14 protein-coding genes are annotated in these 13,935 nt (G+C 36.7%); 10 read left to right on the top strand and 4 right to left on the bottom strand.

Annotated elements, in window-relative coordinates; genetic code table 11:
• The 4 genes from QMN06_RS06290 to QMN06_RS06275 all read left to right on the top strand — a co-directional run bounded on the left by QMN06_RS06290 (position 1) and on the right by QMN06_RS06275 (position 4,921).
• Entirely contained in the window at positions 1 to 357 is a 357-nt protein-coding gene (locus tag QMN06_RS06290; RefSeq protein WP_281969285.1) for an RnfH family protein, read from the top strand.
• Between the two features lie 49 nt (positions 358 to 406).
• On the top strand, positions 407 to 1,870 hold the full coding sequence (guaB, locus tag QMN06_RS06285) for an IMP dehydrogenase (protein WP_281969284.1): 1,464 nt from the start codon (positions 407 to 409) through the stop codon (positions 1,868 to 1,870).
• Positions 1,871 to 1,893: 23 nt separating this feature from the next.
• Positions 1,894 to 3,501 (top strand): glutamine-hydrolyzing GMP synthase, encoded by a 1,608-nt coding sequence (gene guaA, locus QMN06_RS06280; protein WP_281969283.1) that lies wholly within the window; start codon positions 1,894 to 1,896, stop codon positions 3,499 to 3,501.
• A gap of 160 nt (positions 3,502 to 3,661) precedes the next feature.
• Positions 3,662 to 4,921, top strand: coding sequence for a site-specific integrase (locus QMN06_RS06275; protein ID WP_281969282.1), 1,260 nt, complete (start codon positions 3,662 to 3,664; stop codon positions 4,919 to 4,921).
• A 200-nt stretch (positions 4,922 to 5,121) separates the two neighbouring features.
• Here the strand turns inward: QMN06_RS06275 and QMN06_RS06270 are convergent, their stop codons facing one another.
• Both QMN06_RS06270 and QMN06_RS06265 read right to left on the bottom strand, forming a co-directional pair.
• A complete protein-coding gene (locus QMN06_RS06270; protein ID WP_281969281.1) occupies positions 5,122 to 5,601 on the bottom strand; it encodes a hypothetical protein in 480 nt (159 codons plus the stop codon).
• A gap of 54 nt (positions 5,602 to 5,655) precedes the next feature.
• On the bottom strand, positions 5,656 to 6,099 hold the full coding sequence (locus tag QMN06_RS06265) for a DUF6641 family protein (RefSeq protein WP_281969280.1): 444 nt from the start codon (positions 6,097 to 6,099) through the stop codon (positions 5,656 to 5,658).
• Between the two features lie 173 nt (positions 6,100 to 6,272).
• Here QMN06_RS06265 and QMN06_RS06260 point away from each other — a divergent pair, with 173 nt between their 5' ends.
• Together QMN06_RS06260 and QMN06_RS06255 are read left to right on the top strand one after the other, a co-directional pair.
• Positions 6,273 to 6,833, top strand: a complete 561-nt coding sequence (locus tag QMN06_RS06260) for a hypothetical protein (protein ID WP_281971688.1) — start codon at positions 6,273 to 6,275, stop codon at positions 6,831 to 6,833.
• A gap of 347 nt (positions 6,834 to 7,180) precedes the next feature.
• A complete protein-coding gene (locus QMN06_RS06255; RefSeq protein ID WP_281971687.1) occupies positions 7,181 to 7,846 on the top strand; it encodes a site-specific integrase in 666 nt (221 codons plus the stop codon).
• On the opposite strand, the gene QMN06_RS06250 is transcribed toward QMN06_RS06255, so the two are convergent.
• Positions 7,843 to 8,064 carry a hypothetical protein gene (locus QMN06_RS06250; protein WP_281971686.1) on the bottom strand — a complete coding sequence of 74 codons (222 nt, stop codon included), beginning with the start codon at positions 8,062 to 8,064 and terminating at the stop codon, positions 7,843 to 7,845. The genes QMN06_RS06255 and QMN06_RS06250 overlap by 4 nt on opposite strands.
• Positions 8,065 to 8,350: 286 nt before the next feature.
• Entirely contained in the window at positions 8,351 to 9,016 is a 666-nt protein-coding gene (locus QMN06_RS06245; RefSeq protein WP_281971685.1) for a hypothetical protein, read from the bottom strand.
• Positions 9,017 to 9,149: 133 nt separating this feature from the next.
• On the opposite strand from QMN06_RS06245, the gene QMN06_RS06240 reads away from it, so the two are divergent.
• The 4 genes from QMN06_RS06240 (at position 9,150) to QMN06_RS06225 (ending at position 13,880) form a co-directional block, all read left to right on the top strand.
• Positions 9,150 to 9,539 (top strand): hypothetical protein, encoded by a 390-nt coding sequence (locus QMN06_RS06240; protein WP_281971684.1) that lies wholly within the window; start codon positions 9,150 to 9,152, stop codon positions 9,537 to 9,539.
• A 13-nt stretch (positions 9,540 to 9,552) separates the two neighbouring features.
• Positions 9,553 to 10,656, top strand: a complete 1,104-nt coding sequence (gene dcm / locus QMN06_RS06235; RefSeq protein ID WP_281971683.1) for a DNA (cytosine-5-)-methyltransferase — start codon at positions 9,553 to 9,555, stop codon at positions 10,654 to 10,656.
• A gap of 10 nt (positions 10,657 to 10,666) precedes the next feature.
• The gene (locus QMN06_RS06230; protein WP_281971682.1) at positions 10,667 to 11,662 is read left to right on the top strand and encodes a hypothetical protein; all 996 of its coding nucleotides are present in this window, start codon (positions 10,667 to 10,669) and stop codon (positions 11,660 to 11,662) included.
• 316 nt (positions 11,663 to 11,978) lie between these two features.
• Positions 11,979 to 13,880, top strand: coding sequence for a radical SAM protein (locus QMN06_RS06225; RefSeq protein ID WP_281971681.1), 1,902 nt, complete (start codon positions 11,979 to 11,981; stop codon positions 13,878 to 13,880).
• Positions 13,881 to 13,935: the final 55 nt, after the last annotated feature.

Raw genomic sequence — 13,935 nt, 5'->3', positions numbered from 1 at the left:
ATGAAAACAATTCAGTTGGAATTGTTTGATGCTCGAGAGTCTCTTCCCAAACAAGTTTTTTTTTCATTCGCACCTACCCAATCTTCAGTCCCATCAGTGCTTGAAGCACTTTTGCATATGAACATAGTCAAAAACAGGGATGATGTGCTTTTTCAAAAAAAAGGTGCGGTTGGGGTTTTTAGCATTCCTTTAGGTCCAGATGATCCGGTTTATGATGGAGACCGAATTGAGCTCTACCGTCCAATTTTGATCGATCCCAAAAAAATCAGGCGCAAAAAAGCCAATCAAAATAAAGATGCGGAATTAAAAACTAAAGCCAAAATCAGAAAAGAACGTAAAGAATTTAAGGAAATATGAACTTGTAGCGTGAAGCATTTATAATCATGTTTTGTGTCTAGGGGTTTTTATGCGTCTAATTAAAAAAGCACTTACCTTTGACGATGTGCTATTGATACCTGCCTACTCGTCAGTTTTACCTCGGGATACTCTTTTAGGTACCCAACTTACACGTCAAATTTCCTTAAATATTCCTCTTGTATCTGCAGCAATGGATACCGTTACAGAGGGAAAATTAGCGATTGCAATGGCTTCTGAAGGTGGAATAGGAATTATTCATAAAAACCTTAAGGCTGCCGAACAAGCTCGAGAAGTACTTAAAGTTAAACGCTATGAGTCTGGTGTTTTAAGGGATCCGATCACGATTCCGCCTTCGATGACCGTACGTGAAGTCATTTATCTATCGAAAGAGCATGGCTTTTCAGGATTTCCGGTTCTTGAGGGAAAAACAGTTGTGGGCATTATTACCAATCGCGACTTACGTTTTGAAGAAGATTTAGATGCACCAGTCAAGTCAAAAATGACACCACGTGAAAGATTGGTCACTGTAAGCGAGGGTGCAAGTCTTGATGAAGCAAAGCGTCTGATGAATAAACATCGTTTAGAGCGAGTTTTGGTAGTGAATGATGCGTTTGAATTAAAAGGCTTAGTGACGGTAAAAGATATTATGAAAGCCACTGAACATCCCAATGCTTCCAAAGATCACCTTGGGCGTTTGATCGTTGGTGCAGCAGTTGGGGTTGGGCCTGAAAACGACGAACGGGTTGAATTATTAGTCAAAGCGGGTGTGGATGTCATTGTGGTAGATACTGCTCATGGTCACAGTCAGGGAGTTTTAAACCGTGTGAAATGGGTAAAAACCAATTATCCAAATGTGCAGGTTATTGGTGGCAACATTGCTACTGGAGCAGCAGCGCTATCTTTAGTTGAACATGGTGCTGATGGTGTCAAAGTTGGTATTGGGCCTGGTTCAATTTGCACGACTAGAATTGTTGCAGGAGTCGGGGTTCCACAAATTACTGCTATTGAAAACGTTGCAACTGCCTTAAAGGGTACTGGAGTACCCTTGATTGCTGATGGTGGTATTCGTTACTCTGGTGATGTATCAAAGGCGCTTGCAGCTGGTGCGCATACTGTCATGATGGGTTCTATGTTCGCCGGAACAGAAGAAGCTCCCGGAGAAGTATTTCTGTTTCAAGGTCGATCATTCAAGAGTTATCGAGGAATGGGCTCCGTTGGTGCGATGAAAGATGGTGCTGCGGATCGGTATTTCCAAGAAGATAATAGTGCCAATGTGGATAAATTAGTACCCGAAGGTATTGAAGGGCAAGTTCCTTATAAGGGCAGTGTTTTAGCAATTGTTCATCAATTGACTGGTGGGGTGAGAGCTTCGATGGGTTATTGTGGGTGCGAGACAATTGCTGAACTTCACGATAAAGCTGAATTTGTAGAAATTACCTCCGCTGGAGTGCGTGAATCTCATGTTCATGATGTGATGATTACAAAAGAAGCTCCAAATTATCATATTGACTAATTTATTCCAAAAAGATTCGATTCGTGCACGATAAAATATTGATATTAGATTTTGGGTCCCAAGTGACTCAACTGATTGCTCGTAGAGTTAGGGATTTACAAGTTTTAGCAGAAATTTTCCCTTATGACATCGACCCTAATCTTCTGGAACAGAAAATCACCCATGAGGGTTTCAAGGGTATTATTTTGTCTGGTGGACCAAACTCAGTTACTGAAGGCGACACCCCTCGAGCGCCAGAGAATGTATTTACTTTAGGGGTTCCAGTTCTTGGTATTTGCTATGGCATGCAAACCATGGCTCAACAACTTGGCGGGGAAGTAAAAACTGCAGAATCCTTGGGAAAAGCTCGCGAGTTTGGCTATGCTGAAGTTAGGGCAAGAGGTCATACACAATTATTCAATGACTTAGCTGACTTCACTACGAGTGAGGGACATGGTATTTTAAAAGTCTGGATGAGTCATGGTGATTCAGTCACAGTCATGCCAGTGGGATTCAAACTAATGGCATCAACAGATTCTTGTCCCATTGCTGCAATGGCAGATGAATATCGTAAATTTTATGCGGTACAGTTTCATCCAGAAGTAACTCACACCATTCAGGGTACAGCGATTCTTGAGCGCTTTGTCAAAAACATTTGTAAATGTATTCCCGATTGGGAAATGGGTAATTATGTCGAAGAAGCCATTTCAAACATTCGACAACAAGTGGGGACGGATGAGGTTATTCTGGGTTTATCCGGCGGAGTAGATTCTTCTGTTGCTGCAGCGTTGATTCATCAAGCAATTGGTAATCAATTAACTTGTGTGTTTGTAGATCATGGCCTTTTAAGGTTAAATGAGGCCAAAATGGTCATGGATATGTTTGCTCGTAACCTTGGGGTTAAGGTCATTCATGTGGATGCTTCAGTACAATTTATGTCTCAATTAGCAGGCGTTTCTGATCCAGAGCAAAAAAGAAAAATCATTGGTCGTGAGTTTATTGAAGTGTTCCAAAGTGAGTCTGGGAAAATCAAGAATGCTAAATGGCTTGCTCAAGGAACTATTTATCCTGATGTGATTGAGTCTGCGGGCAAAGGAAAAAAGGGTGCCCACACGATTAAGAGTCATCACAATGTAGGTGGTTTGCCCGACGATATGCACTTAAAGCTCTTAGAGCCTTTACGAGAATTGTTTAAGGATGAAGTCAGGCAGTTAGGAATTGAACTAGGACTACCAAAAGAAATGGTGTATCGACACCCATTCCCTGGCCCTGGTTTAGCTGTCAGAATTTTGGGGGAAGTCAAAAAAGAATTTGCTCATTTACTACAAAGAGCTGACGATATCTTTATTGATGAACTCAGAAAAACGATTGATCCCCAAACAAATAAGTCATGGTATGACTTAACTAGTCAAGCTTTTGCAGTATTTTTGCCTGTAAAGTCCGTAGGGGTTATGGGAGATGGTCGAACCTATGAATACGTTGTGGCACTAAGAGCTGTCCAAACTCAAGACTTCATGACGGCGCATTGGGCTCATTTACCTTATGATTTATTAGGTAAAGTTTCAAACAGAATCATCAATGAGGTAAGAGGAATTAATCGTGTGGTTTATGATATTTCTGGAAAACCCCCGGCAACGATTGAGTGGGAGTAGTAACTGAGCGTAAGTCATTGATTTATAATGACTTAAAGTTACACAAAAATCACACAAATGCAAAAAACACTTGCGTTTAAGTGCTATTAGAAGTTACAGTTACACAACTTACTACACACTGAAGTAGCTATTCAAAACTGTAACTACCCAATGTCGCAAAATGACACTGAAGAAAAAGACATTTAGTGAAGAAGAAATACTGATTTACGATGAGGCTGTCATATACAAAAGGGGTGACATATGGCAGTTTCGCTACTGGCTTGAAAAAGAGCGTAGGTATGTGAGACTTAGCTTAAAGACTAAGAACATAGATGTAGCAATAGAAAAAGCCAAAAAACACTTTGTCAAAATAAAGAGCGAAACAGATAGCGGAAAGACATATTACTCAAAGACAGCAAAAGATGGAGTGTTGATGTACTTGGAGTACAGAAAAGGACACATAGAAAGTAGAACTACTAAGAGTATTGTTAAGGGTAGATACGGGACAATACGATCACATCTAGATCATTGGTTAGACTTTATAGAGCGTGACACAAAACTAAAAGAGTTAGATAGAGATAGTTGTGCTGATTATGCTAAAACTAGAGAAAATCCAAGTGCTACAAAGACTACAGCTTTATCAACAATAGCTGGTGAACAAAGTACTATCAACTCAATGATGAAGTGGCTTCACAAAAAAGGTGAAGTTTACATTGAAGGATTTGACTTTGAAACAATATCAATACGCAATACACCAGAAGAGGCAGTAAGACGCTCATCATTTACAGACGAAGAGGTACGGGCTTTTAGATTAGCTATACCTAAGTACATTGAAGAAGCAATGAAGGATTTGACAGACTTAGAAAATAAGGCACGAGTTCTATCTGGTCACTATCTACTAATTGCTTCTATTTGTGGACTTAGAACTGGTGAGCAAAAACAATTAAAATGGAAGGATATTACATTTCAAAATGAAACAATTAAAGGTGAAGAGATTGATTTCGTCAAAATAAATGTAAGAAAAGAAACAAGTAAAGTAAGAAAATCTCGTGTAGTAAAGATAAGAGATATGGAGTATTTTGATAACTTATTCAAACTAACAACTCCTACGCATACTAAGCAACCATACGCAGAAAACTTTATCTTTAGTTTTAATGGAATCAATGTTGTAAGTCAAAGAGCAGTTACACATCACTTTAAGAAGATATTAGAAGCGGCAGAAATTGATGTAGGTAAGAGGAAGTTAGTGCCATATAGCTTTAGACATTACTTCATTACTAACAGAATTAAAGCAGGATTAAGTTATAAAGCTGTAGCTGATATGTGCGGTACAAGTAGAGCTCAAATTGAAAAGACTTACTGGCATATTGATGAAGATATATTGACAACGCAAGCAATGGCAGGATACTACACAATAGATGGAATGATTGTACCAACATAGTATTTTAACTATGCCTGTCGTCGCCATGCTCATGGTTTTACAAATTACTATGAAAAATGGGTAAAACACCCGTCTTTAACGCCGAAAGACGCATTTGTAGCAAATAAGGTGGGGGTATAGGTAAAAAATCACCAACCCAAAAGTTTCAGCTATATGCTAAAAATCCGCGTAGCAATTTTTTACAAAGCTAGGACCCATTTCTAATAGCTGTCTTTCTCGTCATCTTCATGTGGGTATAGCTGTCTATTGAGCTTTGACTTGATAGGGTACTTGGTAGCTACAGTAGGCTTGATAGGGGGTATAGGCTTAATATGGGGTAAAGCTGTGGGGGCTACTGTTTTATTGGGTAGGGTAGTAAGGCTATTTGTTGGGGTTTGTGTAGGGTGACTAGATAGATTACTAGGGGGTTGACTAGATTTAGCTAGTGTTTGGTTGGGGTTGGTAGTAGGTGTACTAGGTTTGGTAGGGGGCTTGGGTGGGGCTGATACTTTGATACTTGGTAATGACTTAGATTTGATACTAGATTTACGCTTGGGCTTTAACTTAGCTAATCTACTCTGTTCTGCTTTTTCTCTAGCTTGTTGTTCAGCTTGCTGTCTAATCGTACTAAAAGTAGTATCAAATATTAGCTGTAATAGCTTAAGTTGTTCTTCAGCATTTGTAAATTCAAATAGTCTCATAAAAAGTATCCTTTTCTTATATTTATAGAAAAGGATACTTGTACAAAATGATAGCTACTTTGCGAAGCTGTCTCGTGTAGCTTTACTTACATCATTGATGAACTCATCTAGCTCGCCATTTTCAATTGAGCCAGCGATGTGTTTTAGTGTGCTAATAAGTTCATCACCATTGCTAACTTCAATAGCGTTAGCACCTTTCTTATTAAGCATAAGAGTCTTAGAGCCATACTTGATAGCAAGATGAATCTTGCCTGTATCGCTAATCCAGAACCATTCTTTAACTCGCTTAACAGTTTCAATAGTCTTGCGTTCACCAGTTGCTTTATCTGTGAATGTTTTAAGACGCTTAGGTGCGTAGCTATTACCTTCTTTTTTAGCTGTACATAGTTCAATTTGTTCATGTACTTTAGCAAGCAATTTCAATCTGCGATTGACTACTGGGCTAACAGTAGATTGCTTCTTGCTTGTAACAAGTTTAAGTGCTGACATAGTAGCCATTTCATACTCCAAAGTAGTTAAAGGAATAGTTAATGTAATACCTTTTATCCGTTTTTCCTACTAAATTACTTTCAAAATCTTTCGTAAATTATTGATATATATAATTTTTTCATAAAAATTTACGCTATCCTTACATTAAGCATAAATATATCTATATAAAAAATATAGGTGTAATGATGCTTAAGCAAGTAGATATAAAGAAAGATTACAGATTAGAAGTAGTTAAATGGCTGACAAATGCTAAAGAACTTGGACTGACACAAGGTCTTACTGTCATGCCTAAAAAAGTCTATTACAAGCATGTGGCTAAGTCACGCTATGCTGTTGACGGAAAGGTTTACAGACACTTGACTAAAGATGAGCTAGAGAGGGCTAACGCTAGACTTATACACTTGATTAATAAACTGGTGCTTAAAAACGCATATAAGCGTGATGGTAAAAAATTAGTAGCTGTAGGAAGCATAGAAGGTGATAACAATAGTTGTATTGATTTACACACACATTTCTTGTTACAAAAGCCAGATAGCTATACAGCTGAACAGTTCCATGAAAAAGTTGTTAAAGCTATAGAGTTAAGTGGTGAATTTGAGATGAGCAATCCAAACTATCGTGCCGACAAAGATAGTGAGGACAAGATGTATAGATATAAGATTGAAGAGATTACAGAAGGTTGGTCGGGATACATTACAAAAAAGATAGATAAGCTAGAGCTAGACAGGCTTTACTTTTACTAATCTAAGCACTCCAGTCCTTAGTTGACGCTTGCGGTTAATGGTTAATAAGCATTTAAAGAGTGCTTAATTAGCGTAGCTTTGCCAAAAATAAGCAAGTAAGTAAAACAGTCAAACAATTAAATCCAAATCTAGACGCACTAGAACAAGCTACAAACGCTTAAAACTGTACGCCGAATACTAGGACAGCAGAACAGCGTATCAACAGCTTGTAGGGCTTATAAGCAAACAGTTAAATAAGTGTGGCACTACAGCAACGACACTAGGAAGCGAATATAACAAAATAATAAGTTTTATTATATTTTGACGAAAAGAAAAGCTAAGTCGTTGATTTTTAATAAGAAAACACTATGACTAAAAAAGAACAAAAACAGGTAGGAATTTCGAATACAAGACAATACACTAAAAATGTAGAAAAAATTACATTTGAGGTGAACAAGATGGCAAAGCAAGCTAAGACATTAACACAGCAAGAATTTAGACGAGTACTTGATTACATAGCTACACGCAAGCATTGTGCTAGAAATAGGGCTATGCTTCATTTAATGTATTGTGCTGGAACTAGGGTAGGTGAGACAAGTGCTTTACGAATTGAAGACGCTGTAGATTGCGAGGGCAATGTAAAGCGTGAAATTCTACTCAAGTCAGATATAACTAAAGGGAATGTAGCTAGGACAATTTATGTTAGCGACAAGCTATACAAGGAGCTTGATGCTTACATTAAGACTTTAGACATTACAGACCGTAAGCGTAAGCTGTTTTACTCGCAGAAAAAGACAAGTGATGGCTTTAGTCCGAATACACTTACACAGTACTGGCACTATCTATTTTCTGCTTGTGGTATCGACAACGCATCCAGTCATTCAATGCGTAGGTCATTTGCTACACAGATTAGTAGCAAAGGTGTTGGCATTAGAGTACTACAAAAATTAATGGGTCACAAGTCAGCTCAAACTACAATGGTGTACATTGACGCAAGCGATGACATGATGCGTAAAGCAGTTGAGCTTGTTTAACTAAAAAAGTCATCAAAAACTACTTTTATATTTTGATTTTTAATTGAGTATTCATCTGAATGTTGATCTATATTTAGATCTATAAATTCCTCTACATATGGATCACTATCAAAAATATCAGTAAAGTCACTATACAGTTCAGATTCAATAGACTGTAGATTGCTTAAAGCACGATCTAACTCTTTTAGCTTCTTAGCCATGTTGCCAAGTGCTTTCATCTTATCGTACAAGTCTTCATCTAATACTTTATCAATTGTCTTAAAGGTAATATCAGCATATTTTGTTAAAAGAAATAAATGATCTTTATCATCAACTTCAAAGCAATCTAAAACCTGTCCATAGTACTGCGAAGCAGTAAAAGCTATAGAATCACATTATGTCCATTCATTTGAATTTTTAATATGATTTCTTATTGAATTATTGTATTTTTTTTCTAATGACTCTTTACATAAATCTAACCATGAATTGCTATTGAGATTTCTTTTAACTATCAAGTATTTCATGTTAATCCTTTTTAGATGATTTTGGTACGATAACTACTTCTTTCTCATTTCTGTCATTTGTATAAAAAACAGCATCTTCTTTAGTAAATGGTTTAGTAAGTAATGGTATGTTACCAAATTGAGACTTAAATCTGTTATGGAACCATTCTGCTGTTTTCTTATCTAGTGTCCAGCTAAATCCATCTGCTTTACCTGCTCTATATGCTGTAAATCTATCTGGTAGTTCTTCAGTCAATCTAGGTAACTTAGGTCTATGACTGAATATCTTTTTCCAGTTCTTTTTTCGGTTACCATCTGTATTAAATTCCTGTCTACTCCAGATACTCTTAACTAATTCCCAGTACTCTTCATCTGTTACTTCTAGTTTATGATTTGTGATTAGGTATACAAGTTCATCATCGAAAAAGGCTTTTTCCACAAGCCAACTGAATATTTCACTTAAGTCATCATTGCTAAGTGAAGGCTTCTTTAACAAGTCTTGATACATAGTGTGTTTCCGTATCATTGCTTCTAGTTGACTTGCTCCAAACTGTTCAGCACCTTCTGCTAGGCTAATGTCCATGCCGCAATAGTGCTTGGACTGTATGAACATCCCATTGGTATAAAAGTTCTCAAATCCTATTGCTGTTATATATGGTGCCCAGAACTTACGCTGTTTGTCATTCATAAATGTCCTTAGCTTGTAGTCTCTTCAACAAATCCTAGCTTATCTTTGTTACTAGAACAAGTAGGTATTGACACTAGGCAAGCGTTAAACTAGAGTAAGGTTTTTTACAACGCTACTACTTAGGAGAGTACACATGGGATTCTTTGACACTTACGGCAAGCCAGATGACATCAAAGCAGACAAGAAGCTGACAACTGAAGAGATGTTGGAACACGGCATTGAACAGCAAGAGAAGTTGCTCAATGGCGAAGAAGTCTTGAACAACAAAGACGAGCCAATTCGTAGCTGGTTTAGAGATGGACGCTTTGTGCCTAGCATTGGTATCTTTGGCTTGTTTGATGGTAAAGCGATACCGTGGAAAAAAGGTACTGAGAAAGCTATGCTTGAAGCGTTCAAGAAAAGCTATGAGGCTGGAGATTTCGCAAGCTATATCAAAGCAGTAGACAAAAAGCGTGAAGCCAATACAGCCAAGTTGCTTGAAGCTCGAAAGAAAATCGGTAAAACAGCTACTAAATCCAAATAATTGAGAAATAATTGTGGCTACTAGAATCAAAAATATAAAATTTAGACTTGGTGAATTGTTCTGTGGACCAGGTGGAATTGCTGTTGGGGCATCAGGTGCTGTAGTATTAAAAGGAAGTACTAGATACTCAATAGAACATACTTGGGCATCTGATTATCATGAAGACACTTGTAAGACATATGAAGTTAACTTTCCGGGAGTTAAAGTAGTATGTGAAGATGTTAAAAAATTAAAAATAGATTCTCTTGGTGATATTGATGCGTTTGCTTATGGATTTCCATGTAATGATTTTAGTATAGTTGGTGAGAGCAAAGGTTTTGATGGTGATTTTGGTGGTTTATATAAGTTCGGTATAAAAGTACTAAACAAATATAATCCTAAGTTCTTTATCGCTGAAAATGTTGGTGGTTTAACAAGTGCTAATGAAGGCAAAGCATTAAAGAAAATAGTTCATGACTTAGAGAGAGCTGGTGACAATGGTTATGACTTGACTATTCACAAATATAAATTTGAAGAGTACGGTGTACCTCAAACTAGGCACAGAATAATTATTGTTGGTATTGATAAAAAGTTAGGTATCAAGTACAGAGTACCTTCTCCAACTACTTCAGAAAAATATATAACAACTAGAGAGGCTTTAGAGAGTCCACCAATACCATTAGATGCTCACAATAATGAAAAAATGGGTCAAAGTGCTACAGTGGTTGAGCGATTAAAATACATTAAGGCCGGTAATAATATTTGGCAAACTGATTTACCAGAACATTTAAGATTAAATGTAAAGGGAGCTAAGCTAAGTCAAATATATAAACGACTAGATCCAAATAAGCCGTCATATACAATTACTGGTAGTGGAGGTGGCGGTACACATGGATATCATTACAAAGAGCATAGAGCACTTACTAATAGAGAAAGAGCAAGAATACAAACTTTTCCCGATGACTTTCTTTTCATAGGTAAGAATGATAGTGTTAGAAGACAAATAGGTATGGCGGTACCTCCAAAAGGTATTCAAATAATTTTTGAGTCAGTACTTAAATCTTTTGCGAAAATTGAATACGATTCAATTGATGCGAGTATTTTAGATTCTAGTGTCGATCAATCCGATTTAATTTAGTAAGGAATCTATGACTCAAGCACAAGATGAGAGTAATATCCACGGATTTGTAGTCAATCAAATGTTAAAAGACTATGAAGATATGGACTCAACAGTCGCTACACAGTTCATTTCTAAGGCTTATGAAGTAAGAGTATTCAAGGATACTACATATGATTCTTTGAGTGATTGGTATTTTAATAAGTTTAAGCCAAATGTGTTTTTATTAGATGAAGATGAATATACTGAAGCAAGTATACAATCATTAAAAATTCAATTCTTAATTGCTGGTACTGATTTTGGTACAAGTAGACAAAGAGATATGGGTCAAAAATGGTCTGATACTATTAGAGGATATCTTGGTGAATTAGGTCTTAAACAACTTCTATCAAATAGATTTAATATTGATATTGAGCTAGGTCATGAACCTGGAAGATTAGAAGAATATTTAGATTTAGATATAAAACAAGTAAAAAAATCAAATGATCTAAATTATAGAAATCCTCTAATAAATGTATCTATAAAAACTACAAAATCTAATGGTGTTTGGCTTGATATACCAGGTGATCAATTTAGTCATTCAGACTTATATGTATTAGCTTTAATTGGTGTAGATGTTAACCATCTTTTTAGTTTCTTCAAGCATTTGTCTGTATTCAAAGACAAAGTATTAAAAAAAGGTGTTGATAATAATTGTATAAATCAATTGGAAGCAGATGAAATATACAATAAAGTTCCTTCTTTTAGAAAGATATATGGTTATATTGCTGGTCTAGTTAGTAGTGATATGAACAAAGATGATTATACATATGAAGGATTGATGGGTAGAACTAATTTTACTATCACTAATTGGTCAGGAAAATATGAGGAAGACTATTTAGATATAGTTAAAAGAGATAAAGGTGCTCGTACTGTAAAGTTTGCTGGTATTGGTAGCTTTACACAATCTAATAGACATATATATGGTTTAGCAGGATTGAAAAATAGTGCTGAAGATTGGCAATCAATGCTTGTAGATAAGATATAGATTTGTTACACATTGTGTAACTTCTATATTTTTTCCTATGTATACTAATGCTCAAAAATTAAATAAGAATCCTTAAGTAGTCAAAATGTTACGCAAAAGTTACACAACTCACAATTTTGAATTACAAGTTGTTGATTTTATTGACTTTTCTAACAGGCTATTTATGGAGTGGGAATAATATTTAAGTATTAAGTAACTTATTGAAAAATATTTATTTTTAAAATTGCTTTCACTCAAAAACATCAAATAACTTGTTCAATAAGTTATTTTTTTTTCATTTACACTGAATAATTTTTTTAGACTTGATCCATCACGTATGAAAATCTTAAGTCTCATTCCACCCATGACGCAGTTAAATACTCCGTATCCATCTACGGCGTATTTAACAGGATTTTTAAGATCTCGCGGATTTGAGGCTGTACAAGAAGACTTAGCCTTAGCTTTAGTTCTAAGTTTTTTCAATCCTAAAGGCTTAATTGAGATACATTCACGTGCATTAGCTCAACCGGAAAAAATTCGGAGTGCTAGTGTAAGTTTTTTCCTCGAGTATTTTGATGATTATCATTCAACAATATCATCTGTGATTGCTTTTTTACAGGGTAAAGATAGCACATTAAGTCACCGTATTAATACCCGTGACTTTCTACCTGAAGGACCGAGATTTAACTCCCTAGATGCTTTTGATGATGGGGAGTTCGGAGATACTTTAGCATGGGCTTTTGGTTCTTTAGGCTCCACCGACAGAGCTCGACATTTAGCCACCTTGTATCTTAATGATCTTTCAGACGTATTACGCGATGCAATTGATAGTCGTTTTGAGTTTGTACGTTATGCAGAGTCTCTGGCTGGTAGTCAACCAACATTTACGCCCTTAAACGAAGCTTTACATGCGGAACCAAATTTAATGGATCTTCATCTCAGAGATTTAACAATCGCTACGCTTCGTCGCCATCAGCCAACTTTGGTACTATTGTCAGTACCATTTCCAGGTGCCATGTACGCGGCGCTTCGGATCGCTCAAACGATTAAAAATACAGATCCGAATATACAAGTTGCTCTAGGTGGCGGATATGTCAACACAGAGTTGCGTGAAATAAAAGATCCTCGAATTTTTGATTATGTTGACTTTATTACTTTAGATTCTGGTGAAAGACCTTTACTCGCTTTGTTGGATCACTTAAACGGCAAACGATCTAAGAGTCGATTAGTACGAACCTTTATGAAAGGTGAAAGTAATCGAGTTGAGTTCATGAATTGGCAAGAGCCTGATATACCATTCGAGGAAGTTGGCACCGCTACATGGGATGGATTACCACTCGACTCCTATTTATCTCTATTAGATATGCTTAATCCAATGCATCGCTTATGGAGTGATGGACGTTGGAATAAGTTAACGGTTGCACATGGATGTTACTGGAAAAAATGTAGCTTTTGTGATGTCTCATTAGATTACATTTCTCGTTATGAAACCGCTTCTGCAAGTTTACTCGTTGACCGGATTGAACAAATCATTGCAGAAACCGGTCAGACCGGCTTTCATTTTGTTGATGAAGCAGCTCCACCAAAAATCTTAAAGGCCCTCGCGGAAGAATTAATTCGTCGCAGAGTAGTCATTTCTTGGTGGGGGAATATTCGTTTTGAAAAAACATTCACTCCTGAATTAGCTGATCTATTAGCTAGGAGCGGCTGTATTGCTATGTCTGGAGGACTTGAGGTTGCTTCAAATAGATTACTTGATTTGATGAAAAAAGGTGTTTCCGTCGCACAGGTAGCTAAAGTAACAAAAAGCTTTTCCGATGTAGGTATATTAGTACATGCCTATTTAATGTATGGATTTCCAACTCAAACAGTCCAAGAAACAGTCGATTCATTGGAGTATGTCAGACAATTATTTGAGCATGGTTGTATTCAGAGTGGATTTTTTCATCGCTTTATTTGTACTGTTCATTCTCCAGTGGGTAAAAATCCAGAAGAGTATGGTGTACAGCTTGTTCCTCTTCCTGAAATTACATTTGCTAAAAATGACATCAGCTTTATTGACCCCGCTTGTGTTGACCACGATAGTTTAGGGCAGGGCCTTAAAAAAGCGATTTATAACTTTATGCATGGTGTTGGGCTCGAAGAGGATGTTAGATCATGGTTTGAAAGTTATGGCAAAAAGATCCCTAAAACAACTGTCTCTAGATTGTATATTGGGAATGCTTTACAACAAAACTGACTCGGTGATCCTCAAGTGAATCTTTTTGGAGATATGTAAAGCCATACTTTGTTAT

Source organism: Polynucleobacter sp. SHI8 (assembly GCF_027944005.1).
Lineage (GTDB): Bacteria > Pseudomonadota > Gammaproteobacteria > Burkholderiales > Burkholderiaceae > Polynucleobacter.
Note: the sequence above shows the minus strand (reverse complement) of the source record. Positions and strands in the feature narration are given on the sequence as shown.

Bases quoted from the DNA above. Each gene is read 5' to 3' on its own strand.
- QMN06_RS06265 (WP_281969280.1), bottom strand. From the start codon at position 6,099: ATGGCTACTATGTCAGCACTTAAACTTGTTACAAGCAAGAAGCAATCT.
- QMN06_RS06275 (WP_281969282.1), top strand. From the start codon at position 3,662: ATGACACTGAAGAAAAAGACATTTAGTGAAGAAGAAATACTGATTTAC.
- QMN06_RS06270 (WP_281969281.1), bottom strand. From the start codon at position 5,601: ATGAGACTATTTGAATTTACAAATGCTGAAGAACAACTTAAGCTATTA.
- QMN06_RS06255 (WP_281971687.1), top strand. From the start codon at position 7,181: ATGACTAAAAAAGAACAAAAACAGGTAGGAATTTCGAATACAAGACAA.
- QMN06_RS06290 (WP_281969285.1), top strand. From the start codon at position 1: ATGAAAACAATTCAGTTGGAATTGTTTGATGCTCGAGAGTCTCTTCCC.
- QMN06_RS06250 (WP_281971686.1), bottom strand. From the start codon at position 8,064: ATGAAAGCACTTGGCAACATGGCTAAGAAGCTAAAAGAGTTAGATCGT.
- QMN06_RS06230 (WP_281971682.1), top strand. From the start codon at position 10,667: ATGACTCAAGCACAAGATGAGAGTAATATCCACGGATTTGTAGTCAAT.
- QMN06_RS06240 (WP_281971684.1), top strand. From the start codon at position 9,150: ATGGGATTCTTTGACACTTACGGCAAGCCAGATGACATCAAAGCAGAC.
- QMN06_RS06260 (WP_281971688.1), top strand. From the start codon at position 6,273: ATGATGCTTAAGCAAGTAGATATAAAGAAAGATTACAGATTAGAAGTA.
- QMN06_RS06245 (WP_281971685.1), bottom strand. From the start codon at position 9,016: ATGAATGACAAACAGCGTAAGTTCTGGGCACCATATATAACAGCAATA.
- QMN06_RS06225 (WP_281971681.1), top strand. From the start codon at position 11,979: ATGAAAATCTTAAGTCTCATTCCACCCATGACGCAGTTAAATACTCCG.
- guaB (WP_281969284.1), top strand. From the start codon at position 407: ATGCGTCTAATTAAAAAAGCACTTACCTTTGACGATGTGCTATTGATA.